Annotated in this window: 19 protein-coding genes and 3 tRNA genes; 15 read left to right on the forward strand and 7 right to left on the reverse strand. The window is 56.2% G+C overall.

Annotated elements, in window-relative coordinates; genetic code table 11:
- The first annotated feature begins 182 nt into the window (after window positions 1–182).
- The 6 genes from CA948_RS08695 to CA948_RS08720 all read left to right on the forward strand — a co-directional run bounded on the left by CA948_RS08695 (window position 183) and on the right by CA948_RS08720 (window position 9573).
- Window positions 183–1997 (forward strand): collagen-like triple helix repeat-containing protein, encoded by a 1815-nt coding sequence (locus CA948_RS08695; RefSeq protein ID WP_230017641.1) that lies wholly within the window; start codon window positions 183–185, stop codon window positions 1995–1997.
- Window positions 1994–2584: a MarR family winged helix-turn-helix transcriptional regulator gene (locus tag CA948_RS08700; RefSeq protein WP_230017640.1), complete on the forward strand. Its 591-nt coding sequence runs from the start codon at window positions 1994–1996 to the stop codon at window positions 2582–2584. The genes CA948_RS08695 and CA948_RS08700 overlap by 4 nt, the downstream gene beginning before the upstream one ends.
- 233 nt (window positions 2585–2817) lie before the next feature.
- Window positions 2818–4854: a collagen-like triple helix repeat-containing protein gene (locus tag CA948_RS17855; RefSeq protein WP_275263468.1), complete on the forward strand. Its 2037-nt coding sequence runs from the start codon at window positions 2818–2820 to the stop codon at window positions 4852–4854.
- Window positions 4855–5278: 424 nt separating this feature from the next.
- Complete coding sequence (locus tag CA948_RS08710; RefSeq protein ID WP_238988672.1) at window positions 5279–6010, forward strand: hypothetical protein; 732 nt, start codon at window positions 5279–5281, stop codon at window positions 6008–6010.
- 84 nt (window positions 6011–6094) lie between these two features.
- Window positions 6095–6547 (forward strand): MarR family winged helix-turn-helix transcriptional regulator, encoded by a 453-nt coding sequence (locus tag CA948_RS08715; RefSeq protein ID WP_238988673.1) that lies wholly within the window; start codon window positions 6095–6097, stop codon window positions 6545–6547.
- Window positions 6548–6720: 173 nt separating this feature from the next.
- Entirely contained in the window at window positions 6721–9573 is a 2853-nt protein-coding gene (locus CA948_RS08720) for a M16 family metallopeptidase (RefSeq protein ID WP_108727807.1), read from the forward strand.
- An 88-nt stretch (window positions 9574–9661) separates the two neighbouring features.
- Here the strand turns inward: CA948_RS08720 and dnaJ are convergent, their stop codons facing one another.
- The 5 genes from dnaJ to hrcA form a co-directional block, all read right to left on the reverse strand.
- Window positions 9662–10795, reverse strand: a complete 1134-nt coding sequence (dnaJ, locus tag CA948_RS08725; protein WP_094197406.1) for a molecular chaperone DnaJ — start codon at window positions 10793–10795, stop codon at window positions 9662–9664.
- 102 nt (window positions 10796–10897) lie between these two features.
- The gene (dnaK, locus tag CA948_RS08730) at window positions 10898–12826 is read right to left on the reverse strand and encodes a molecular chaperone DnaK (RefSeq protein WP_108727808.1); all 1929 of its coding nucleotides are present in this window, start codon (window positions 12824–12826) and stop codon (window positions 10898–10900) included.
- A gap of 188 nt (window positions 12827–13014) precedes the next feature.
- Complete coding sequence (grpE, locus tag CA948_RS08735) at window positions 13015–13605, reverse strand: nucleotide exchange factor GrpE (RefSeq protein ID WP_094197408.1); 591 nt, start codon at window positions 13603–13605, stop codon at window positions 13015–13017.
- Between the two features lie 116 nt (window positions 13606–13721).
- A complete protein-coding gene (gene hemH, locus CA948_RS08740) occupies window positions 13722–14807 on the reverse strand; it encodes a ferrochelatase (protein WP_108727809.1) in 1086 nt (361 codons plus the stop codon).
- Window positions 14808–14870: 63 nt separating this feature from the next.
- On the reverse strand, window positions 14871–15884 hold the full coding sequence (gene hrcA / locus CA948_RS08745) for a heat-inducible transcriptional repressor HrcA (protein ID WP_094197410.1): 1014 nt from the start codon (window positions 15882–15884) through the stop codon (window positions 14871–14873).
- A 127-nt stretch (window positions 15885–16011) separates the two neighbouring features.
- Here hrcA and CA948_RS08750 point away from each other — a divergent pair, with 127 nt between their 5' ends.
- Together CA948_RS08750 and recN are read left to right on the forward strand one after the other, a co-directional pair.
- Window positions 16012–16911 carry an NAD kinase gene (locus CA948_RS08750; RefSeq protein WP_094197411.1) on the forward strand — a complete coding sequence of 300 codons (900 nt, stop codon included), beginning with the start codon at window positions 16012–16014 and terminating at the stop codon, window positions 16909–16911.
- Window positions 16912–16917: 6 nt separating this feature from the next.
- Window positions 16918–18564 carry a DNA repair protein RecN gene (gene recN, locus CA948_RS08755; protein WP_108727810.1) on the forward strand — a complete coding sequence of 549 codons (1647 nt, stop codon included), beginning with the start codon at window positions 16918–16920 and terminating at the stop codon, window positions 18562–18564.
- A 178-nt stretch (window positions 18565–18742) separates the two neighbouring features.
- Here the strand turns inward: recN and fur are convergent, their stop codons facing one another.
- A complete protein-coding gene (gene fur / locus CA948_RS08760; RefSeq protein WP_094197413.1) occupies window positions 18743–19198 on the reverse strand; it encodes a ferric iron uptake transcriptional regulator in 456 nt (151 codons plus the stop codon).
- Between the two features lie 146 nt (window positions 19199–19344).
- Here fur and CA948_RS08765 point away from each other — a divergent pair, with 146 nt between their 5' ends.
- From CA948_RS08765 to CA948_RS08775, 3 genes are all read left to right on the forward strand, one after another.
- Entirely contained in the window at window positions 19345–19812 is a 468-nt protein-coding gene (locus CA948_RS08765) for an outer membrane protein assembly factor BamE (protein ID WP_319802190.1), read from the forward strand.
- A 25-nt stretch (window positions 19813–19837) separates the two neighbouring features.
- Entirely contained in the window at window positions 19838–20629 is a 792-nt protein-coding gene (dapB, locus tag CA948_RS08770; protein WP_108727812.1) for a 4-hydroxy-tetrahydrodipicolinate reductase, read from the forward strand.
- A 257-nt stretch (window positions 20630–20886) separates the two neighbouring features.
- Window positions 20887–21558 (forward strand): GntR family transcriptional regulator, encoded by a 672-nt coding sequence (locus CA948_RS08775; RefSeq protein WP_108727813.1) that lies wholly within the window; start codon window positions 20887–20889, stop codon window positions 21556–21558.
- On the opposite strand, the gene murB is transcribed toward CA948_RS08775, so the two are convergent.
- The gene (murB, locus tag CA948_RS08780) at window positions 21555–22547 is read right to left on the reverse strand and encodes a UDP-N-acetylmuramate dehydrogenase (protein WP_238988674.1); all 993 of its coding nucleotides are present in this window, start codon (window positions 22545–22547) and stop codon (window positions 21555–21557) included. The genes CA948_RS08775 and murB overlap by 4 nt on opposite strands.
- A gap of 349 nt (window positions 22548–22896) precedes the next feature.
- Here murB and CA948_RS08785 point away from each other — a divergent pair.
- The 4 genes from CA948_RS08785 to CA948_RS08800 all read left to right on the forward strand — a co-directional run bounded on the left by CA948_RS08785 (window position 22897) and on the right by CA948_RS08800 (window position 25732).
- Window positions 22897–22972, forward strand: a tRNA-Gly gene (locus CA948_RS08785).
- A 42-nt stretch (window positions 22973–23014) separates the two neighbouring features.
- Window positions 23015–23088: transfer RNA gene (locus CA948_RS08790), tRNA-Cys, on the forward strand.
- 37 nt (window positions 23089–23125) lie between these two features.
- Window positions 23126–23201: transfer RNA gene (locus CA948_RS08795), tRNA-Gly, on the forward strand.
- Between the two features lie 281 nt (window positions 23202–23482).
- Complete coding sequence (locus CA948_RS08800; protein WP_108727815.1) at window positions 23483–25732, forward strand: putative bifunctional diguanylate cyclase/phosphodiesterase; 2250 nt, start codon at window positions 23483–23485, stop codon at window positions 25730–25732.
- Window positions 25733–25770: the final 38 nt, after the last annotated feature.

Here is a 25770-nt window from a genome sequence, read left to right on the forward strand (position 1 = left end):
CTTAAATGAGCCTTGAAACCTGGCAGCATGATTTCAAAAGAAAACAAAAAACCAACCTAACCATTTGATTAAAAACAATAAAACCAAAACAAAGCATCACCAAACAAATCTGGCACGATACTTGCTTAATGTCTATCAAGAGCCCCTTGAGGGCGTGCTCACACTTCAGATCGGAGTCAGACATGAAAGCAAGGAATTCAGCAAGAAACGCCTCGACCCAACGCAAGCTGCAACGCGCCGTTGTCGCTACCTTAGTCATCAGCGCCGCCGTTCTGGCCGGTTGCTCCTCGCGCGGTGGGGTACGCGATGGTCTGGATGTATCGGTTCGCCCACCTGTTGTTGATCCCAACCTGCCCAACCCCGGCGATGGCGACCATGGCGGCGGAGACAACGGCGGTGGAGATAACGGCGGTGGGGACAATGGTGGCGGCGATAACGGCGGCAAGGACACTAGCCTGACACAAAATGCGCTGGGCAATCTGGGCCAGGCAGTGGACAACGTAGTGCCCTTGAACCTGAGCAAAACGGGCAATCAACTGGGCAAAACGCTCGATAGCGCACTCAAACCCGTCACCGACATCGTGACCGACACCACACGCACCGTCGGCGGCGTGACTGGACTGGGCCAACCGGTCAACGGTCTGACAAATCAAGTCGGTGGCGTTGTGACCAATCTGGGCGAGCAATTAGGTCAGACAGGCCTGCCCCTGAATCTGGGTGAAGGCGCTGGCGGCCTGCTATCCCATCTGGGTCAAGCCGTCGGTTCGGTCGGCGGCTTGCTGGTTAACGATCCCAACAACCCCAACCCGCTGGGCAACACCCTGCACCACGCCACCAAAGGCGTAGAAGTGCTGACCGGCTCCTTGCTGGGTGAAGGCAGCCTGCTGCACCCATTGACCTCACAACTGGGCCTGGACGGAATCTTGTTGGCGGGCAGCGGCGAACCCATCCTGCAACCTGCACTGGGCAATGTCGGGCAAACCGTGGACAACATTCTGCCGCTGGGCCTGAACCCGATTCTGGGTGATGTGGGTGGCGCCTTGGATAACACGGTGGCACCGGTCGTTGCCACCGTCACCAATGTGACTCAGCAAGTGGGTGATGGCCTAGGAGTAGGCCAACCCATCAATGCGTTGCTCGGGGGTGTCGGTAGTGCCTTGGGGAACGTGGGTAGCCAGTTGGACAATGCAGCGCCTCTTGGACTGGGCGGTGTCGTAGGACATCTGGGACAGGCTGTCGCCTCGGCAGGCGGGTTGTTGCACGCGACAGATGCAAACACCAATCCCTTGGGCAACACCTTGAATCACGCCACCCAAGCCGTCGCTTCCCTGACAGGTGGCTTAGGCGGCATCACAGGCGGTGAAGGGGGTGGCCTGCTGGCACCTGTAACCGGGCTGCTAGGTGGCCTTGGTGGCGGAGATGGAGCGAACGGCGGTTTGCTGGCACCCGTCACTAACCTGGTCGGTGGTTTGACCGGCGGTTTGGGCGGCGGTGATGCTGCCAACGGTGGGCTGCTGGCCCCGGTTACTGGTTTGGTCAGTGGACTCACTGGCGGCTTGGGCGGCGGCGACGGCGCGAACGGTGGGCTACTGGCCCCGGTTACCAACCTGGTCGGTGGCTTGACCGGAGGCTTGGGCGGTGGTGAGGTCGCCAACGGCGGACTATTGGCCCCCGTCACTAACCTGGTTGGCGGTTTAACGGGTGGCTTGACTGGTGGTGACGCATCCAACGGTGGCTTGCTAGCCCCTGTAACCGGCCTTCTGGGCGGTATCACAGGCAGTGTTTCGATTGGTGGTGGCGCCGCCGTAGAAGGCCAGGCAGGTGGCGGCTTACTGGCACCGGTTACCGGTTTGGTCGGCGGCCTGGTGGGTGGATTGACCGGCGGCGTCAACGTGCAGGCAAATGCAGACACAAGCGGCGGTGGGCAAGCCAATGGCGGCTTGCTGGCGCCCGTAACCGGCTTGCTCGGTGGCCTGCTGGGAGGTGGCCGTCAATGATGAATAAAGTCATGAACCCGGTCAGTTTGCCGGTGAGCCGTCACCCTGGCGCACAAAGTGCCGGGGCCCGCTCCAACTGGTCCTCGCACAACGATGAACACAGCATGCTTTCAGAAAAGATGCTGATGGATCTGGGCAAGATGCTGGGTCGTCAGTTCACCATCTACGCAGAAGCTCTGAAAGCCAGCTTGGCCGAAGAGGCAAACATGCCTCTGAACGATTTCAAGGCCTTGGAATACATCATGGAATTCGATGCCTTGCCCACTGGTCAGTTAGCACACCTGATGGACTTGAGTGCCAGCGGTGTCAGCGCCCTGATCAACCGCCTTGAACATCGGGGTTACATCACACGGGGCCGTCACCCCCTGGACAAGCGCGTAATTGCCTTGCACCCGGTGATGGAAAAGTGTCGCGAGGTTCTGGCTGTGAAAGAGCGTGCCATTAATCAGGCCATCAACACCGCAGCGAATCAAAACCCGGCCCAGCTAATTGCCATGTACGACTTTCTGGTCGATAGCATGAGCACCTTCAGGCAGAACACCAAAGCCTGGCTGGATGCCAAGGCCCTGGTGCCACGAACCTCCTGAGCGCCCTGCCCTCCCTCTACCGAACCGCTGCTTGTCAGCGGTTCTTTTTTTGTTACGTAACACGTTCCACCCAAAGCCCAAAACCCGTAACAAATAGCCCTCTTTTTTTTGCTTACTTTGCGCCAAACCAAGAGCACATGCGGCCTATCGCAAACCCAATTAATTGGCATGCAAATTGCTTATACAAGAATCAGGAAGCAAGCAAGTACCCCGATCATTTATTGGAGCAAGCAATGCATAAAAATACAGACAGCAAGAAACCAGGCCTACGCCTGACACTCCTGGCCACCTTAATGGCCAGCACATTGACCTTGACCGCCTGCGGCAGCTTATTAGGAGGCGGCAGTGGTGGTGGCGGTGGAGAAACCCCCACCAACCCTGGCCCAGGTACGGGCGGACCAGGTAACGGCGGCGATAACGGCGGTGGCGACAACGGCGGTGGCGACAACGGCGGCGGCGACAACGGCGGTGGTGATAACGGCGGCGGTGATAACGGCGGTGGCGACAACGGCGGCGGCGACAACGGCGGTGGTGATAACGGCGGCGGCGACAACGGCGGCGGCGACAACGGCGGCGGCGACAACGGCGGCGGCGACAACGGCGGCGGCGACAACGGCGGCGGCGACAACGGCGGCGGCGACAACGGCGGTGGCGATAACGGCGGCGGTGATAACGGCGGTGGTGATAACGGCGGTGGTGATAACGGCGGAAACCCTCACACTCCAGGCCCCCTTGAAACTACGCTGAATAATGTCGGCGAAGCCGTCGACAATGTCCTGCCAGTCGGTCTACAAGATACCGGTGGCAAACTGGGCAAAACACTGGACACCGTGGTTGCTCCTGTCGTGGACACAGCCACGGGTCTGACTCAACAAATTGGCGGCGCAACCGGCTTGGGCCAGCCCATCAATGGTCTAACACAGCAAGTAGGTGGTGTTGTGACCAATCTGGGCGAGCAACTGGGCAATAGTGGCCTGCCCCTGAATCTAGGCCAAGGCGTAGGCGGTCTCTTAACGGGATTGGGCAACGCGGTGGGCAGTGCAGGCGGTTTGCTGCATGCTGACGCCAACAACCCTAATCCATTGACCGCCGTGCTGGGCCACGCCACAGGTGGCGTGGCGGCACTGACCGACTCCCTCTTGGGCGAAGGCAGCTTGTTGCATCCCATCACCGGCCAACTCGGTTTGGGCGGTTTGCTGGACGGTACCGATGCCGCCCCCATTCTTGAACCTTCCCTTGCCAACGTAGGCCAGACTGTCGACAACATCTTGCCTGTTGGCTTGAACCCCATCCTGGGCAATGTCGGTGAAACCCTGGATACCGTGGTCGCTCCTGTAGGTGCCACGGTGACCAATATCACTCAACAAGTGGGCGATGGCCTAGGTGTTGGCCAGCCCATCAACGCCCTATTGGGCGGCGTAGGTAGTGCCCTGGGCAATGTGGGTACTCAGATCGATGGCGCCGCCCCGCTGGGTCTGGGCGGTGTCGTTGGACACTTGGGCCAGGCCGTTGCCTCGGTCGGTGGACTGGTTCACCAAACTGACAGCAATACAAACCCGCTGGGCAACACCTTGAACCACGCCACACAAGCCGTCGCCTCCCTGACCGGTGGCCTGACAGGTAACGGCGAAGGTGGCTTGCTCTCACCAGTTACCGGCTTGCTCGGCGGCCTGACAGGAGGCTTGGGCGGTGGTGACGCTGCCAACGGCGGTTTGCTGGCTCCCGTCACAAATCTGGTCGGTGGCCTGACCGGAGGACTGGGTGGTGGTGACGCCGCTAACGGCGGCTTGTTGGCTCCTGTCACGGGTCTGGTCGGTGGTTTGGTCGGCGGTTTGGGTGGTGGCGAAGGTGCCAACGGCGGTTTGCTGGCTCCCGTCACGAATCTAGTGGGTGGCCTGACCGGGGGACTGGGTGGTGGCGAAGGTGCCAACGGCGGTTTGCTGGCTCCCGTCACGAATCTGGTGGGTGGCCTGACCGGAGGACTGGGTGGTGGTGATGCTGCCAACGGCGGTTTGCTGGCTCCCGTCACAAATCTGGTGGGTGGCCTGACCGGGGGACTGGGTGGTGGTGACGCCGCCAACGGCGGTTTGCTGGCTCCTGTAACTGGCTTGGTCGGTGGTTTGACCGGCGGGCTTTTGGGCGGAGCAGCCCCTTCGGTAGATGGCGGTGCCTCTGGCAGCGTGAATGCCGGTGGTGGGACCACCAACAACGGCGGCTTGCTGGCCCCGGTAACCGGCCTGCTCGGCGGCTTGCTGGGCGGCCCCCGCTAAACGGAAGGATGGGGCGCTCAACCGCCCCATCCCTTATCCCCAGGAGCTCACTCATTCAGATTTGAAACGCCTGAGCAATCCTGATCTTCAGATGGAGTAAGTCATGACTATAAAGACACGTTTTACGTCCAGCAGGATCGTTTTGCTCAGCCTGACAGCCAGTCTGTTCTCTACGACTGCCCAGGCCGATTTGCTGGGAGCCAGCCCTCTCGCTGTTCCAGCAAATCTGAACCTGAGTCAAAACCTGAGAACAGCAGAAACAATGGTCGTCCAACCCGGCCCGCTTGAAACGAGCTTGGCAAATACAGGTCAAGCAGTAGATAACATTCTGCCTGTCGGATTGCGCGATTACGGACAGCGTGTTGGATTAAGCGCTGATCAAATACTAGACATCCAGGATATAGAGCCCTGGAGAGCTCGAATAATGGAAGCAATTGATCTAGGCACCATCATCGACAGCGAGGGCGTCAACGTCACCCTGGACGAAACTGAACATGGCATCGATATTGTGGGCAAGCTCATTGAAAACGCCAATCTCCCACTCAACGCAGGACAAGCGGCGGGCAACTTGCTGTATGGAGTCAGTGATACGGTCGGTAGCGCAAGAGGCCTGCTCCATAACGACCCCAACAATCCCAACCCGATTAGCTCCACGCTGGAAAACCTAACGGGCAGCCTTGCCGCGACAAGCGATGCACTCTTGCATGACAGCAATCAGCTACAACCTTTGCTCGGTGCTCAAACCACAGCACTCAATAACAACGCCGGTTTACTGACCCCTGTCACCAATCTGGTCGACGGGTTAACTGGTGGCTTAGCAGGCGGGAACGTCGGCAATGACGGGCTTCTGTCCCCCATTACTGGTCTGGCCCATTCCCTGACTGGCGGACTTGCGGACGGCACAGAACAAAACGCTGGCCTGCTCGCCCCCGTCACCCACCTGGTCAGCAGCGTGACGAGTGGTCTTGGTGGCGACATGGCCAATAACCCAGGCTTGTTGGCCCCCATCACCGGTCTGCTGGGCAATGGTTTGCTTAGCCCACCTGCGGCCACGACCGAAACGCCTCCTGGCAACACAGTCGCCACCACCAATGTCGGTCTACTAAGCCCCGTCACCGGACTGATTAACGGTTTGCTGGGCGCTCCCCCGCGCTAAGGATGTGTGCATATGCCTAATAAACAGCCCCTGAGAACGGATTGGACCGAGCCAGAAGCAAGGGACGAGGTTTTATCAGGGCATATGCAAAGCGACATTGTGCGCATGATGCTGCGCCAGTTTGATGTCTACCTGGAGGCAAACAAAACCCAGTTGGCACAAGCAGCGGGCTTGAGCCTGAATGAATACAAGGCTCTGGAGTTCGTACTGGAGTTCAAACCTCTGTCTCCCGGCAAGCTGGCCCAGCTACTGGACTTGAGTCCCAGTGGTACGCAGGCTTTGATTACACGCTTGGAAAGCGCCGGATATCTGCTGCGCAAGCCGCACCCGCGCGACGGGCGCATGACCAGCCTGTATCCCAACCAAGAGCGCTGCAAGCGCCTGATTACTGATATGAACCTGCCTGGCCATCACATCATGGATGCCACGGCACACTACAACCCCAAGCAATTGGCTGCACTTTACGATTTTCTCTTCAAGAGCCTAAGCCACCTACGCAAGGAGGCTTTGGAGAGGCTAAAACACAAACCCAGCTAGACGCGGCATCGTTTTCTTGCTGTTTTGCCCATCAGTGTCCCTGATGGGTTTTTTTTCGATCACGCCGGACATTTGTAAGGCAAGCTGCCTACCCAGCCAAACGACCCCATGCTACAAAAGACACTGGTCGGCTTGGCTGGCTTTTTCATCGCTAAAACCGTAAGGATGTGTTCATGAAACTCTCTGTACTGATTGCCGCCCTGCGCCTGCGCCATCTTGCAGGGGCTGCGCTGCTGTCCACTTCGCTGGCAGCCTATGCCCTACCCGCAGGTCTGGCCCAAGGCCCCTCTGTCGAAGGCGTCACTCAATACACTCTGGACAATGGCCTGCGCCTGGTTCTGGCCCCAGACGACTCCAAACCCACGACCACGGTCAATATGACGTATCTGGTCGGCTCACGACACGAGAACTACGGGCAAACCGGCATGGCTCACCTGCTGGAGCACATGCTGTTTCGCGGCACGCCCACCTTGCGCAATGCGCTGGGCGAATTTTCCAAACGCGGTCTGGAAGCCAACGGCACCACCTCCAGCGACCGTACCAATTACTTTGCCAGCTTCGCTGCAGATCCCGAAACCCTGAAATGGTATCTGGACTGGCAAGCCGATGTCATGGTCAACGCCTTGATCGACAAGCAGGATCTGGAAGCGGAAATGCCCGTGGTACGCAATGAAATGGAAAGCGGTGAAAACAGCCCTTTCCGTGTTCTGATGCAAAAACTGACCGCTGCCGCCTACCAATGGCATAGCTACGGCAAGACCACGATCGGCGCCCGCTCCGACGTAGAAAATGTGGATATTGAACAGCTTCGCAAGTTCTACCACGATTACTATCAGCCCGATAATGCCGTGCTTTTTATAACCGGGCAGTTCGACACCGATCAAACCCTGGAAAACATTGCCAAGGCCTTTGGCTCCATCCCCAAGCCAACTCGTACACTGCGCCCCGAATACACGGTTGAGCCGGTGCAAGACGGCACGCGCACAGTCACCTTGCGCCGACACGGTGGTACCCCCCTGATCATGTCGCTGTACCACCTGCCCAGCGCCGCCAGCCCGGAATATATGGACTTGAGCCTGGGCATCAGCGCCTTGGGCGATACCCCCAGCGGACAGTTGTACAAGAACCTGGTCAACCAGAACCTGGCTACCAGCGTATTTAGCTTTGACTCCGAAAGCCACGATCCGGGCTACGCCTTGTTTGGTGCCGAGCTCAAACCCGATATGGATCAGCAAAAGGCCTTGAAGGTCATGAATGACACGCTGGAGGGTTTAGCCAAGTCCCCGCTGAAAGAGACGGATCTGGAGCGCATCCGCAGCCAATGGATGACAGGCTGGACACAGACCTATGCCAATCCCTCCAGCTTGGCCAGCGCACTGTCTGAAGCGGCTGCCAGCGGGGACTGGCGTTTGTTCTTTCTGCAGCGCGACCGGGTAGAAGCGGCCAAGCTGCCAAACGTTCAAAAGGCGTTGGAGACCTGGTTGGTAGCCAGCAACCGCAGCAATGGTTTATACATCCCTACAGAAAAACCGCTGCGCGCCCCGCAAGCCACTACAGTAGATGTGGCCAAACTGGTGCAAGACTATACCGGCAAGGACAGTGGCAAAGCGGTAGAGGCCTTTGATCCTAGCCCTGCCAACATCATGGCCCGCACTGATCTGCAGCCCCTGTCCCTGGGCAAGGACCTGGGCGAAGTGAAAATGGCGCTGCTACCCAAGGGAACGCGCGCTGAACGTGTGGAGGCCCGCTTGTCCTTCAAGTTTGGCTCACCTGATCAACTCAAGAACCAGACAGCTACCGCCGCTGCCGTGGCCAGCCTGCTGAGCACCGGCACCAAAAAGCTGAATCGGGAACAGATTTCCGACCAGTTCACCGCCATGCAAACCCAGTTCAGCACCAGCGGCTCCAATGGCCGTTTGTACCTGAGCCTATCCTCGAATCGAGAGAACCTGCCTAAAGCCATTGCTCTGGCGCTGGATGTGCTGCGCGAGGCGAACTTCCCCGAAGACGAGCTCAAGAAATATCAGCAAGCCGTTGTAACCGACCTGAAATCGGCCAGTACCGAGCCTGCAGCCCTGGCAAGCCAGGCCATTGAACGCTATACCAACCCCTGGCCTAAAGACGATATTCGCTACACGCCCAGCTTTGAGGAAGGCATAGAGCGAGTCCAAGCGGTAAACATCAAGCACGTACGGGACTTCCATCAAAAATTCTACGGTACGGGCGATGTCGCCTTTAGCGCCGTGGGCGACTTTGACAAGGAAGAAGTTCGCAAGGCTTTGGCGGAGGGTCTGAAGGGCTGGCGCAAAGCCCCGACCTACCAGCGTCCGGACGACCCACTGCAAACCGTGGCCCCCAAGGTCTTCGATATCAACACCCCAGACAAGGCCAACGCCTTTTATCTAGCGGATCTGGGCCTGAAGTTACAAGACAGCGATGCTGACTTTCCGGCTGTCTACTTGGCCAACTACTTGCTGGGCCTGTCTGAAACTTCGCGCCTGTGGAACCGCGTGCGAGTGGAAGATGGCTTGTCCTACAACGTACGCAGTCAGGTGGAGGCGTCCAGCTATGAGCCCAATGGCTCGTGGAAGGTCTATGCCATCCACGCCCCCAGTAACAGCGAAAAACTGGGCAAGACCATCGACGAAGTACTGACTCAAACACTAAAAGATGGCTTTAGCGAGCAAGAGGTCAAAGAAGGTGTGAATGCTTTGCTGAATTATCGTCGCTTGTCGCGCAGCCAGGACACCGTGGTCAGCAGCGCCTGGTTGAACTACCTGGACCTGGGTCGTAGCTTTGAATGGTCCGAGAAAATGGACCAGGAGCTGCAAAAACTCAATGCCGAACAGGTCAATGCGGCTTTGCGCAAATACCTGAAACCCAAGGAAATGGTCGTGGCAATTGCCGCAGACCACGAGCGCCAGAAACAAGGTGCTGCCGCTCCTGAAGCCCAGGAAACAAAGCAAGGACAGGCACCCGCCCCAGCTCCAACTGATGCCCCGGCTGCACTGGAAGCCCAGCCCTGATAGCTGAAACCCAGGGCCTGCTCAGGCAGGCATAAAAAAGCCCGGTACACATGTACCGGGCTTTTTACTGCGCTTTGCCTTGCAGGATTCAGGAGAAGAAACCCTTCACCTTATCCGTCCAGGACTCGCTTTTGGGCGAATGCTTGACGCCACCATCGTTCAAGGCCTGTTCAAACTGACGCAGCAACTTCTTTTGCTCTTCGTTCAGACGTACAGGTGTCTCGATTTGAATGTGGCAGTACAAGTCACCAGGGTAACTAGAGCGCAAGCCCTTGATACCCTTGCCGCGCAAGCGGAATGTCTTGCCCACTTGAGTACCTTCTGGAATGGTGATTTCGCCACGCCCTGTCAGGGTAGGCACTTCCACCGTTCCGCCCAAGGCTGCCGTGGTAAAGGGGATGGTCAGCTCGCAATGCAGGTCCTCGCCATCACGCTGGAAAATACCGTGCGGCTTGATGCGGATTTCCACATACAAGTCACCGGCAGGACCACCGTTAACGCCAGGCTCGCCATTGCCGCTGGAGCGAATGCGCATGCCATCATCAATACCAGCAGGAATCTTGACCTGCAAAGTCTTGGTCTTTTTAACCTTGCCTTCGCCGTGGCACACCACGCAGGGATCAGGAATCTCCTTGCCACTACCGTGACAGGTCGGGCAGGTTTGCTGCATGCTGAAAATGCCCTGCTGCATGCGGACTGCGCCACTGCCTTGGCAGGTACGGCAAGTCTGTGCAGAGGTACCGGGTTTGGCACCCGAACCCGAGCAAGTTTCACAGTTTTCCCAGCTTGGTACGCGAATTTCTGTATCAAAACCGGCTGCTGCCTGCTCCAGGCTGATATCAAGCGCATAGCGCAAATCCGCGCCACGGTAAACCTGAGGGCCACCGCCGCGACGTCCACCGCCACCACCAAATATTTCACCAAAAATATCACCAAAGGCGTCTGCAAATCCGGCCCCGCCCATGCCACCACCCATACCGCCCATGCCGGCATTGGGATCGACTCCGGCATGACCATAGCGGTCATAGGCTTCGCGTTTCTGTTCGTCGGACAGGATCTCGTACGCTTCCTTGGCTTCCTTGAACTTTTCCTCGGCGTCCTTGCTATCCGGATTACGGTCAGGGTGGAACTTCATGGCCAGCTTGCGATACGCTTTGCGGATTTCATCCTGCGTCGCATTTTTGGCCACACCGAGAATTTCGTATAAGTCGCGTTTTGCCATGTTTGATTAACGACGTCCAAACGCCGCTGTTTGAATAATAATGCCCGATCTCCAGCGTATGCCGCCAAAGATCGGGCCAGGGAACCTGAATCAGGCTCTCAATTACTGATCGCGTTTGACTTCTTTAAAGTCAGCGTCGACCACGTTCTCATCGGCGGGCTGCTGCTGGGCTGTACCTTCAGCACCTTCTTGTGCTGCGGCTTGAGCCTGCATGTCAGCGTACATCTTCTCGCCCAGTTTCTGCGAGGCCACACCCAAAGCTTCCACCTTGGCGTCGATGGCTTCCTTATCGCCTTCTTTCAGAGTTTCCTCCAGATCAGCGATTGCCTTTTCGATGGCTTCTTTCTCTGCCGCTTCCAGCTTGTCGCCGTAGTCCGTCAAGGACTTGCGGGTCGAGTGAATCAAAGCTTCGGCCTGGTTGCGAGCAACGGCCAGTTCAGCGATGCGGTGGTCTTCAGCTGCGTTGACCTCGGCATCCTTGACCATACGCTCGATCTCCTCGTCGGACAAACCGGAGTTTGCCTTGATGGTGATCTTGTTCTCTTTGCCTGTGCCCTTGTCTTTGGCTGACACATGCAAGATACCGTTGGCGTCGATGTCGAACGTCACTTCAATCTGTGGCAGACCACGTGCTGCTGGTGGAATACCCTCCAGGTTGAATTCACCCAGAGCCTTGTTACCGGCAGCAATTTCACGCTCGCCCTGGAACACCTTGATGGTCACCGCAGGCTGGTTGTCGTCAGCCGTGGAGAACACTTGCGAATGACGCGTAGGGATCGTGGTGTTCTTCTGGATCATCTTGGTCATGACGCCACCCAGGGTTTCAATACCCAGGGACAGAGGAGTCACGTCCAGCAGCAAGACGTCAGTACGGTCGCCCGACAAGACGGAACCTTGAATCGCGGCACCAGCGGCCACAGCTTCATCCGGGTTGATGTCTTTACGTGGGTCACGGCCAAAGAACTCTTTAACGCGCTCTTGCACCTTGGGCATACGGCTCATGCCGCCGACCAGGATCACATCGTCGATTTCCGACACTTTCACGCCAGCATCCTTGATGGCAACGCGGCAAGGCTCGATCGTGCGTTCGATCAGGTCTTCAACCAGCGCTTCCAGCTTGGAGCGAGTGATCTTCAGGTTCAAGTGCTTGGGACCGGAAGCATCTGCCGTGATATAAGGCAGGTTGATTTCGGTCTGCTGCGTAGAAGACAGCTCGATCTTGGCTTTTTCAGCGGATTCTTTCAGACGCTGCAAGGCCAACACATCTTTGGACAGATCAACGCCGCTTTCTTTCTTGAACTCGTCGATGATGTAGTCGATGATGCGCTTGTCAAAGTCCTCGCCACCCAGGAAGGTGTCGCCGTTGGTGGAGAGCACTTCAAACTGCTTTTCACCGTCGATGTCGGCGATTTCGATGATGGACACGTCAAACGTACCGCCACCCAAGTCATACACCGCAATCTTGCGATCACCCTTTTCAGCCTTGTCCAGGCCGAAAGCCAAAGCCGCTGCGGTTGGCTCGTTGATGATGCGTTTGACATCCAGACCGGCAATGCGGCCTGCGTCCTTGGTTGCCTGACGCTGGCTGTCGTTAAAGTAAGCAGGCACGGTAATCACGGCCTCGGTTACTTCTTCGCCCAGGTAGTCTTCGGCAGTTTTCTTCATTTTGCGCAAGATGTCGGCAGACACTTGCTGAGGTGCCATCTTCTTGCCCTGTGCTTCTACCCATGCGTCACCGTTATCAGCGGCAACAATGGTGTAAGGCACGTGTTCAATATCTGTCTGAACAGCCTTTTCAGTGAACTTACGACCGATCAAACGCTTGACCGCGAAAATGGTGTTGGCAGGGTTGGTCACAGCCTGACGTTTGGCAGGAGCGCCAACCAGGATTTCACCATCCTGCATGTAAGCCACGATGGAAGGGGTCGTACGACCACCTTCGGCATTTTCGATAATACGAACCTGGTCGCCGTCCAACACCGATACACAGCTATTGGTGGTTCCAAGGTCAATACCAATGATTTTGCCCATGATTTTTTACCTGACTAAAAGATTGATTGCGAAAGCAAATTATTTGATGAAATGCATATGGGGAACTGTGTACGCATTTCAAGAGCAACAGCCCTATTTTTTTCACTGTGCCTGCCAGAAACCCGGAAAAGAAGCTTGAAAGTGGGTTTAGCCCGGAAAGCCTGCTGGCACAGTCAGGCAAGCTCTGATTACTTGGGAGCTGACACCATCACCAAGGCGGGACGCAACACGCGATCCGAAATGGTGTAACCCTTTTGCAGCAGTTGGGCGACTGCGCCCTCTTCAAACTCCGAAGGCACGGCCGAGATAGCCTGATGCAGATGCGGATCAAACTTGTCGCCAGCTTGTGGAGCCACTTCTTTCAAGCTATTGCGTTCAAAAGCCTTGTTCAGTTGACGCAAGGTCGTCTCCACCCCTTCTTTCCAGGTTTCAGGGCTTTGCTCGCCCTGGGCCAGGGCTGCTTCCAGGCTATCACGCACCGGAATCAGGCTTTCGGCAAAGGACTCGGTGCCGAACTTACGGGCTTTAGCAACATCATCATCCGCACGACGACGGATGTTTTCCACTTCAGCTTTGGCACGCAGCAACTGGTCGTAATACTGCGACACTTTCTCCTGGGCCTGGGCCAATTCGGTCGCCAGATCAGCCGAACACTCTTCAGGCTGCTGGGCCAAAATCTCTGGCTGGTCTTGCTCGACGGTGCCCGTTTGCGCCTGCTCAGGCGTGTTTTCCGTCACTTCCCCGTCCAGAGGCTTATTGGGATCGGCGTGTGTAGCCATTCGATTTTTCTCCACTACAGAATTCGTTGATCGCATAAAAATGGGGGCATCTGCCCCCAGTTCAAGACCTGCTTTCGTATTTTGCTCGCTCGGCCCGTTAAAACCTTCCCTGGCCACTACTGGGCTGACACCAGACGGCTGGGCAACCAGCCTCCCAAATGCTGCACAGCCAGCCGTCCCAGACCTTCGATCCATTGCGGGTCGTCATTCAGGCAAGGAATGTAATGGAACTCGCGACCACCCTCTTCCAAAAAGGCGTCGCGACACTCCACCTGAATCTCCTCCAGGGTTTCCAGGCAATCTGCCAAGAAACCGGGGCAAACGGCATCGATACGTCCTACTCCCTGCTTACCCCACTCACGCAAGGTAGGCTCGGTGTACGGCTCCAGCCAGCGCTGCGCACCAAAGCGACTTTGAAAAGCCATGTGGACCTCTACAGCAGGCTCATCAAGCGCCGCACGCAAGGCATTGGCCGTTTCACGGCAATCGCGATAATAAGGGTCGCCCAGTTCCACGCAGCGGCGTGGCAAACCGTGAAAACTCAACAACAAACGCTCTGGCTTGCCATGTTCATCCCAATAACGACGAATCAGCGCTGCCAAGGAACCAATGTAATCCGGGTGCGTGTGATAGCGCTTGAGAAAACGCAGCTCTGGCTGATTGCGCTGTTTGCCCAGATGCGCCGCGACACAATCGACCGCTGTCGCGGTCGTGCTGGCTGCATATTGTGGATAGAGGGGCAAACTCAAAATCCGCTCGCAACCTGCAGCTTTCAATTTATCCAGTCCGCTGGCAATGGACGGGTTGCCATAACGCATCCCCAGCTCCACCTTTACATCGTGGCCCTGCGAGTGCAACAACTTTTGTAAACCATCGGCCTGGGCCTGGCTGTAGACCAGCAAGGGGGCGCCCTGCGGCAACCAGATGTCTTTGTAACGCGGCGCCAGCTTGCTGGGACGGCGGGGCAAAATGAATAGGCGCAAAATAATCTGCCAGACCGGCTGCGGGATTTCAATTACCCGAGGATCAGACAGAAACTCGCCCAGATAACGGCGAATGGATGCCGCATCGGGCTGATCCGGCGTACCCAGATTGACCAGCAAGATACCGACCGGCCCAGCCTGGCGTACCGGAGCCTGGTCATTGAACATATCGGCGTCCTGCTCTTCGGGCAAATAAGGAGAAGCAAACAACTTGGGCATGATGATTAATACCTTAGACAGCCAGCAAACCTTCCGCCTGCCAACAGGTTGAAGATCTATCCATTAACTGGCCGAGTGATGGCTCAGGGCATTGGACAATAGCCGAGCCGTAATGTCCACGATCGGAATCACACGATCATACGCCATCCGCGATGGCCCGATCACACCCAGCGTACCCACGACTTTGCCGTCCACTCCATACGGGGCGGTAATCACAGAGACATCATCCAGCGGCAGGAGCTGGGAGTCTCCGCCGATATAAATCTGCACCCCTTCAGCCTGGCTGGACACATCCAGCAGATGCAACAGATCGGTTTTTTTCTCGAACAGGGAAAACAGACGGCGCAAACGATCCATGTCCGCCACCATTTCCGAGACATTTAACAACTTGCTCTCGCCAGCGATCACCACGGCCTCCTCACTGTCAGGCTGATGGCTGCCTACATCCACCGCTTGCTGCATCAGGCGCGAAATGTCCGCCTGCAAAGAGCTAAGCTCCTGCGACAAGGCCAGCTTGACCGACTCAAAAGACAGGCCAGAGAAATGCTGATTGAAAAAGTTGCTGGCCTCGACCAGCTCCTGCTCCAGGTAATCACGCGGCACAAACAGGATACGGTTTTGCACATCGCCATCTGGTGTGACGATAATCAGCAACACCCGCTTGTCGGACAGGCGAATAAACTCAATCTGCCGGAAGGTCTGCGCTTTTTTCGGTGCCAGCACCACGCCAGCAAACTGCGACAGATTCGACAGCAAGGCAGCGGCGGAACTGACCGCCCGGTTGGGTTCATCAAAAGGCAGATACTGGCTAAGGTTGCGAGCATCAGGCCGCTCGAAACGCTCTGCCGCTAATAGACGATCCACAAACAAGCGGTAACCCTTGGGCGTGGGAATACGCCCCGCCGAGGTGTGCGGGCTGTGAATCAGTCCCAAGCCTTCCAACTCGGCCATCACATTTCGAATGGTGGCCGGAGAAAAATCAAAAACGGTCGATAAGGTACGAGACCCTACCGGCTGACCATCGGCGATGTAACGCTCGATCAGCACCTTCAACAAGGCATTTGCTCTGTCATCCATGTCGCGTACGTCACTTAAAAACACCAGCACTGCATGATAAAGGGGAGAATCTTACAGCCAAGCCTAGAGTGGCAACTCTATAATCCACTGATCGCCATTATTTCATTAATCTTAAGGTTTTCGCCCCATGCATTTCAAAACGGTTGCCATTGTTGGCAGATACCAGGACTCCGGCTTGGATGCGCCCATCCGATCGCTGGCCAATACCCTGGTCAGCACTGGTTGCTCGGTATTGCTTGAGGCCACAACCGCCCAGAATGCCGGTATTACCGAATTTCCCATCGGCGATTATGCCCAAATTGGCGAGCACGCCGATCTGGCTATCGTGATGGGCGGCGACGGCACCATGATAGGCGCGGCTCGCGAATTAGCCCACAGTAAAGTCCCCCTGATCGGAATCAACCATGGTCGCCTGGGCTTTATTACCGATATTCCCTTGAATGACGCCAACGACGCCTTGCTGAGCGTTCTCAAAGGCGAGTATGACGTTGAAGAGCGCTCCATGCTGGAAGGCCGCGTCGTGCGCGACGGACAAGTGCTGTATTCAGGCGTGGCCCTGAACGATGTGGTCATCAACCGCGCTGGCCGTGGCGGCATGATCGAGCTGCGCGTAGAACTGGATGGTGTATTCATGTATCGCCAGCGCTCGGACGGCCTGATCATCTCCACTCCCACCGGCTCGACCGCCTATGCCCTGGCCGCCAGCGGCCCCTTGCTGCACCCGTCCCTGAAAGCCTTTTTGCTGGTGCCTGTCGCGCCGCAAACCCTGTCTAACCGGCCCATCGTGCTACCCGACACAGGTACCTTGAACTTGACCATTACGGCACTGGGCCGGGTGGAATCGGGTGGCAGTGTGCACTTTGACATGCAAACCTGGTCCGACTGTCAGCAGGGAGACCGCATTGATGTGCGTCGCTCCCAGGACACCATTCGCTTTATCCATCCCAAGGGCTACAGCTTTTTTTCCACTCTGCGCCAAAAACTGGGCTGGAATCACATCCCTTTGCCTAACGACGAAAACGAATAAACCTCTATGCTCCGTACCCTGCACGTTCGAGACTTTGTCATCGTGGATCAAGCCACGATTGATTTCGACACCGGCTTCACGGTCTTTTCCGGGGAGACCGGCGCTGGCAAATCCATCCTGATTGACGCGCTCTCCCTGGTTCTGGGAGCACGCGGCGATGCCAAAGCCATACGCGAAGGCTGCACACGCACTGAAGTCAGCGCACACTTCGATTGCGAACAAGACATTCAGCGCTGGCTGAGCGAGCGTGACTTCGATGTTTCGGACGAGTTGATCTTGCGTCGTCTGATTGACCTGCAAGGGCGCAACCGCAGCTACATCAACGGCAGCGCAGCAACCTTGACCCAGTTGCGTGAGCTGGGCGAATTGCTGGTGGATATTCACGGCCAGCACGCACATCAAAGCCTGATGAATCCTCAAAGTCAGTACGATCTGCTCGATAGCCAAGGCGGCCATTTGCCACTGGCGCGTCAAGTGGCACAATCCTGGCAGCAATTGAGCCAGGCGCGCAAAGCCGTCAAACAAGCCAGCCAAAGTGCGGAACAAGGCAAGCGCGAGCAAGAGCGCCTGGAATGGCAGATCAATGAGCTCTCCAGCCTGAATCTGCGCGCTGGGGAATGGGACCAGCTACAACAAGAACACACCCGTCTGTCTCATGCTCAAGCCCTGATTGATGGCAGTGCGCTGGCCCTGACCGCTCTGGATGGCGAGGAAACCTCGGTACAGCAACTGCTGGGCAAGGCCAGCCACGAAATGAGCGCCCTATTGCGCCATGACCCTGGCCTGCAAGCGATTGTGGATGCGCTGGAGTCGGCACAAATTGCCGTCACCGAAGCGGCCTCGGATCTGAACAGCTACTTAAGCGATATGGAGCTGGACCCCGAGCGCCTGGCTCAAGCAGAGGAGCGGGTGTCAGCCATTTTCAGTGCCGCGCGCAAACTAAAAGTGGAGCCCGAGGAATTACCCAGTCTGCTGGACTCCTGGCAGGAGCAGCTCGCACAGTTACAGCAATCTTTTGATTTGGAGGCCTTGCAAGCCAAGGCCCAGCACGCGCAGAAGCAGTATCAGGAGCTTAGCGGCAAGCTTAGTGCGGCAAGACGCAAAACCAGTGTGCAGCTTGGCAAACAAGTCAGCCAGGCCATGCAGTCCATGGCCATGCAAGGCGGCCGTTTCGAGGTCGCCCTGACCGCCTGCGAACCTCAAGTCCATGGTGTCGAGCACGTGGAGTTCCTGGTTGCAGGTCACGAAGGCGTCACACCGCGTCCACTGGCCAAAGTGGCCTCTGGAGGTGAGTTGGCTCGAATCTCCCTGGCGCTGTCTGTGATCGCCAGTCAAGCGGCTCGTGTACCTACCTTGATTTTTGATGAAGTCGATACCGGTGTGGGTGGCGCAGTGGCCGAAGTGGTAGGACGTCTACTGCAAGAGCTGGGCGCACGCCATCAGGTTCTGTGCGTGACCCACCTGCCCCAGGTGGCTGCCTGTGGGAACCATCATCTGAAAGTCGAGAAAACGACCGAACAAGGCCAGACTTTTTCCTCGATCCGCCCCTTGACGCAAGATGAACGGGTAGATGAGATTGCCCGTATGCTGGGTGGTCTGAAAATTACGCAAACCACGCGTGAACATGCACGGGAAATGCTGGCGCGACAGTAAAGCCGCTTTTGAAACGCAAACCAAACCACCAGCGCCGCAGCAACTGGTGGTTTTTTCATGTCCGGCTGTGATGCCCTATGGCCTGAATCTGACTGTTCTTTGAATTTTCAGAATGCCGTCCTGGCTATCCTGCCCCCCAATCGTCAGATCCTGGGCCTGCGGGCCAGCTACAACCGAATTAACTACGCAAACCGGGCTTGGCCTGCTTGCCCGCTTCCGAACATTTGGGGCAAATACCATACAACAGCATCGTATGGCTCTCCAGCACAAAACCGTGATCCTGTGCGACCTGATGCTGACGGGCTTCGATATTGCTATCGGTAAACTCTTCGACAACGCCACAATTGGTGCAAATCAGGTGATCGTGGTGATCGCCATCATTCAGTTCAAAGACGGCCTTGCCGCCGTCAAACTGGCTACGCACCAAAATGCCGGCTTGTTCAAACTGGGTCAACACACGGTATACCGTGGCCAAACCAATATCGACTTCTTCAGCAATGAGCAAACGGTATACGTCTTCAGCGCTCAGGTGTCGTTGGCCGTCCTGATCGGAGCGGCGAAAAATATCCAGAATCTTCAGGCGTGGAAACGTCGCCTTAAGCCCCATGTTCTTCAGTTCATTTTGATCGTTCATGGCTAAATTATCGCATCTTGATGGGGATGGATCTCAAGTCCGTTCTGATTAAAAACCAGCTCGTCTTGAGGCGGTTCAACGCGCAATTCATGCGCTTTTTCCTAAACCCTTATATGATAACGATTTTATTCCTACTGGGGCATTTCGTGCAGAAGAAGGCCAATTCATTCACTCCTGTCATCCGCGCCATACTCGCAGCCAGCTTGGCTGCCGCCGCCCTGAGCGCCTGCGGATCCTCCAAATGGGGCTTCCCATACCGCGCAGACATTCAGCAGGGGAACTGGATCACTGCCGAGCAAGTGGCCCGCCTGCAACCGGGGATGACTCGCGAACAGGTACGTTATCTACTGGGCTCACCGACCTTGCAAGACATTTTCCACGCCGACCGTTGGGACTATCCTTACCTGAACCGACCTGGCTACGGCAAGATCGAGCAGCGCACGTTCACCGTCTGGTTTGAAGGCGACACCCTGGTTCGCTGGCAAGGCGACGAACAGCCTGATCGCCAACCATTCGAGCGCAGCGATACCGGCAAGAAACAAACGCCGCCTCCCGCTGACGCCGAAAACACGGCCCCCACGCCCAGCGTGACCGGCAACCAGCCCACGCTTTAAGCTTTACGTTAAGGACACTGGATACATGCGCATTGCCATTGCTGGCGCAGACGGCCGTATGGGCCGTATGCTGATTGAAGCTGTTTTGAACAGTACCGACCTGACACTGGCCGCCGCCTTGGACCACAGCGGCTCCAAAGCCATCGGCCAGGATGCAGGAGCTTTTCTGGGTAAAGACACGGGAATCAAGATCACGGACGATCTGAACGCCCTGGCCCAAGCCGACTGCCTGATTGACTTCACCCGCCCTGAAGGCACCCTGGCCCATCTGGATGCCTGCGTCCAACACGGCACCCGTCTGGTGATTGGCACCACCGGCTTTTCTGAAGCGGAGAAACAACAGATCCAAGCCGCTGGCCGCGAGATTGCCATTGTCTTCGCCCCGAACATGAGCGTGGGCGTCAATGCCACCTTGAAACTGATTGAAATGGCCGCTGCCTTGTTGAACCAGGGTTTCGACGCCGAGGTATTTGAAGCCCACCATCGCAACAAGGTGGATGCACCCTCGGGCACCGCCTTGGCCATGGGTGAAGTCATCGCCCAGACCTGGGGCGAATCCCTGAACGATGTAGCCGACTGGGCCCGTCACGGACATACCGGGGCGCGTCAGGATGGCCGCATTGGTTTTTCCGTTGTCCGTGGTGGCGACATTGTGGGCGACCACACCGTGTTTTTCTGCGGTGAAGGCGAGCGCATCGAAATTTCGCATCGCTCCAGCAGCCGTGCCGGTTATGCCAATGGCAGCCTGCGTGCCGCCCGTTTCCTGGGCGATAAAAGCACCGGCCTGTACACCATGCAGGACGTACTGGGCCTGTAAGTTCCTGACTTGCAGACGCTCTGATAAAAAGCCGGCTTTCGAGCCGGCTTTTTTACGCCGCGCAACATCACGCCATTGGGCCTTCTTTTTCGCTTATTGGCGACCCACTACTTCAGCCATTTATTTTATTGTTTGGACTGCAGCAGAGATTTCATCTTGAATATCAGTACATATTCAATAAGAAATACCGAATACAATCAGAGCCACCCCTACAAAATCAGCCATGAAGCTACATTACGCACCCACGGAGACGCTACATGAGTATTCCCTCCTCCTCTGCTGACACGTTGCTGGCTACCCAAGCCTTCCAGGCATTTCGTCATTTGTTGGCGACCGGGCAGGTACGCGCGGGGCAGATGGTGTCGATGGCGGAGCTGATGAAACTGAGCGACTTTCCACTGGCTCCAGTGCGCGAGGCCGTCAAGCGGGCGGCGGCGGCCGGGCTGGTCTCTATCTTGCCCAAGCGCGGCGTTCTGGTTTTGGAGGCAACCACGGAAGCCCTACGGGAATGTTTTCAGTTGCGCTGTGTCTTCGATCAGGAAGGGGCCAGGGTATTGGCAAGCCGTGCCACGCAGCCCGCACTGGAGAGCTTGCGAGAACAACACCAGAAAATCCTGGAGCAGGCGCAAAGCGGCCTTGTCACCACCGCCTTGCAGATTCAGGCCATGGAAGTGGACTGGGCCTTGCACCGCTATCTGGCACAAGCGTTGCAGAACCGCTCGGCCATGACAATTTACGAAGAAAATTGTGATCGCATCAATGTGCTGCAGCACTCGCGACGGCCTTTGCCCGAGCGCATCGTACCCGCCATGAAGGAACATTTGCACATTCTGGACACGCTGCAGGCGGGCAAACCCGAAGCGGCCATGGAAGCGGTACGCCACCATCTGGCACAAACGCTGCGATGGTGGGGCGCGGTAGACGCTTAATTCACCATAACGGGCTCTTGTTCCAGCTCCACGCCAAAGCGTTCCCGAACAGAGCCACGAATTGCTTGGGCCAAATGTTCAATATCATGTGCGGTCCCGCCGCCATGATTCACCAGCACCAAAGCCTGGCGGTCGTGTACACCCACCGCGCCATCGCGCTTGCCTTTCCAGCCACACTGGTCAATCAACCAGCCTGCCGCTAACTTGCATTGGCCTTGCCCAAGGTCATAAGAGACCAGATCGGGCCATTGCTGCTTCAAGGCATCACGCTGCTCGGTCTGCACCACGGGATTCTTGAAGAAACTGCCCGCATTACCCAGGACGTGGGGATCAGGCAATTTTTGACGGCGAATCTCGCAGACTGCATCGAAAATGCGTTGCGGGTCTGGCTCGCCCGCCAAATGAGCTTGCTTATTAAGATCGGGATATTCCAGCACCGGCGTCCACTGACGCGGCAATGCAAAACGCACCGCCAGAATCAACCAGCTACCCGCCGGATCGTGCTTGAAGCGGCTGTCTCTATAGGCAAAGCCACACTCGGCCGCAGACAGTTCCACCTCTTTGCCTTCTTTAAAGCTCCAGGCCAACACGCTGTGCACCCGCTGCTCCAGTTCCAGGCCATAAGCACCAATGTTCTGAACCGGAGCCGCACCCACCGTACCGGGAATCAACGCCAGGTTCTCCAAACCAGGCCAGCCCAGATTCAAGCAATGCTGAACAAAATCATGCCAGCACTCGCCCGCCTGCGCCTCCACAACATAGACATCGTCCCGCTCTTGCAGCAGACGGATCCCTTTGCTTTCCACCTTGATCACCAGGGCATCCACGTGCTCGGCCAGCACCACATTGCTGCCACCGCCCAGCACAAAGATACGCTCGCCCTGCTCCACCAGCGCTTGCAAGGCAGGTAGCTGGGTAACATTGTCATACACCACCAGGTCGCGCGCGCGGCTATCCAAACCCAAGGTATTAAAAGAGCTCAAATCCACATTACGCTGCCTGTCCACGGCCCTGTCTCACAATCAAAGAAAGCAGTAAGCATAGCTCGGACGGCCTATTTTCCGGAAAAATTTACAGAATCTATTGACAAGCATATTTCCTGCGGTCTATAGTTACGTTCTTGCTTAGCGCAGCGTTGGTTTCGCAGCAAAAGGCAGTTTATAGGCAGGCTAGTTTGTTAGGCAGTACAGATAAAAAGCGTAAGCGATAAAAAGCATAAGCAAAATATCAAAAACTCTTGACAAACAAAGATAGCCACTCTAAACTAGCTTTCTTTACTTAATAAGCAAAAGCTAATAAGTAAATCGCTGAAAACAGATTCAATCTGCACAGCAAAATGCGGGAGTAGCTCAGTTGGTAGAGCGCAACCTTGCCAAGGTTGAGGTCGCGAGTTCGAGACTCGTCTCCCGCTCCAGATTCCTAAGGGAAGCCTAGGCTTCCCTTTTTAATCGACCACGGCGCAATGGCAGAGTGGTTATGCAGCGGATTGCAAATCCGTCTAGGTCGGTTCGATTCCGGCTTGCGCCTCCAGTAATGCTGGTCACAAGTCGGTAGTGCAGTAAAAAATGCGGGAGTAGCTCAGTTGGTAGAGCGCAACCTTGCCAAGGTTGAGGTCGCGAGTTCGAGACTCGTCTCCCGCTCCAAATTCAGAAAGCCCAAACTTCGGTTTGGGCTTTTTTTCGTCCTGCCTCCCCCCATTTCCTCCCCCTTCTGTCACAGCCACGGCCTGCTGCCGCCTGCCCGTTACGTATAACTACCTACATATAGATAAGACAACACCGCCCGCCTGAGGGTATAAATATCAGTAAACGGCAGTTACACAGAACAAACCGGAGGGGCACCAGCTCCCAAACATAAACGTAATCGATACGGCCACCAGTTATTGATTATTTTTACAGTTAAATCTATGGAGCACAGGACAACTATGAAATCCCTCTCCTCCCCGGTACCTGTCGAAGAAAATCGTCGCCTACGCATCCTAGCGGAGTACAAACTGCTAGATACTCCCCCTACAGAAGAGTTTGACCGGCTCGTTAACCTGGCAGCCAGATTATTCAAGGTACCAATCGCTCTGATTTCGCTGATCGATAAGGACCGACAGTTTTTCAAGGCACGTGTTGGTATTGATCTGTGCGAAACAAGGCGCGCTGATTCGTTTTGCACGACTACCATCCTATCCAATGACATTTTGCTTGTCCCGGACGCCTTGAACGCCCCCCACTTTGCACCGAACCCGTTAGTCACTAAGCCGCCACACGTTCGCTTCTATGCGGGAAAACCACTGCTCGCCCCAACGGGGGAGCGATTGGGCACGGTATGCCTGATGGATACCAAGCCGCGCCATGTCTTCACCGAAACTGATCGTGCCAACCTTTCCGATCTGGCAACCCTGGTAATGGCGCGAATGGAAGCGCACCGCCTGGAACAAACCAAATCAGACAGCAAAGCCCGTTTTGAAAATATCGCAGCCACCTCTCCTGATGCCATCATCTGCTCTGACGAGCATGGCCGCATCACGTTCTGGAATCGCTCTGCAGAGAAAATCTTTGGCTATCTAGCTGACGAGACCCTCAACCAGCCAGGATCGATTATTTTGCCCGACAACTGGCGTAAGGTTTACGAGACAGAGCTTTTACGGTTGCGACAGGGCGAGCGAATGAAACTTGCTGACCGCACGATCGAACTATCCGCTTTGCGTAAGGACGGAACCGAGTTCCCGGCAGAGTTCTCATTATCGACCTGGGTTGAAGCAGACACCACCCATATCGGCGCCATTGTGCGAGACATCACTGAGCGCCGGCATCATGAAGAAAGGCTGTTTCAACTGGCCTCGCTAGACGCACTAACAAACCTTGCCAACCGGGAAATGTGGCGGGCACGCCTTGCCCAAACGCTTGCCAACGAAACCCCTGCAACCATATTGTTAATTGAGCTGGACGACTTCAAGGAAATCAACGATACCTTCGGGCACTCGGCTGGCGATGCCGCCCTCAAACACATCGCCCAGCAATTAAAGTCGACATTTCCCAACGCCATTAAGCTTGCTCGATTCGGTGGCGACGAGTTTATGGCCTTGCTGCCCGGAAACGGCGTGCAGGCGGCACGAAGAGCCGCACAAACACTGATCAACGTCTTTGCAACGCCGTATAACTTTGCTGGCCAGTCTTTTGACACTAGTATCAGCATTGGCGTGGTTCTCGCGCCGACGCACGGCACTAGCGCCGAGGATATTCTGAGCGCAGCCGATCTGGCGCTCTACAAAGCGAAATCATCCGGTAAGGGATACTACGAGGTGTTCTCTCCGGCCTTGCGCGAGGTCGCTGTCGCACGCAGATCGTTCGAGCGGGAATTACGCCTGGCCTTTGAAAACGATGAGTTTGAGCTTTTCTACCAACCCCAAGTATCAACACACACTAGGCAGTTGACCGGAGCAGAAGCACTGATTCGGTGGAACCATCCCACAAGGGGCTTGTTAACGCCGCTCTCTTTTATTGATGTGCTCAACGAAAAGCCATCTGCGCCTGCTATAGGAGAATGGATATTACAAACGGCCTGCCGTCAGGCCGTGCGCTGGCAAGCAACCATCCCCGATTTTCGTATCAGCGTAAACCTGTTCGAGGCACAGCTACGTACCAATCGCCTGCTCTACACAGTCAGCGCTCTACTGGCTGAAACAGGTCTGCCTGCCAGTTCTCTTGAGCTGGAAATCGTGGAGACCTCCTTGCTTCGCAACGAAGCAGTCACCAAAAACTTGTTTCGCGGTTTACGAAACATAGGCGTTGGTCTGGCCTTCGACGACTACGGGACAGGCTACGCATCATTAAGCCTGCTAAAAACATATCCAGTCAGCCGCCTGAAAATCGACCGGTCATTCATCCACCATGTCTACGAATATGCCGGAAATGCCGCACTGGTCAGGGCTATTATCTACTTAGCCAAGAACTTTGGCCTGGATGTGATTGCAGAAGGCGTGGAAACGGAAGAGCAATTCGTATTCCTTAAAAATAATGAATGCCCAGAAATACAAGGCTATCTTTTTGGAAGACCTGTTTCAGCTGAAACATTCACAGCGCAATTTATCGAGCACCAGGGCCCACTTAACTTTCCGCACGCCAGGCAAGCAGTCAACGCGGGATCAACCGAACAACTCATGACTGGCAAAGATGGCCCTTGATCTTGGTACCGCTATCTATTTAAAGAAATCATCAGGAT

It is taken from the genome of Alcaligenes aquatilis, from assembly GCF_003076515.1.
In the GTDB taxonomy this organism is placed as follows: domain Bacteria; phylum Pseudomonadota; class Gammaproteobacteria; order Burkholderiales; family Burkholderiaceae_B; genus Alcaligenes; species Alcaligenes aquatilis.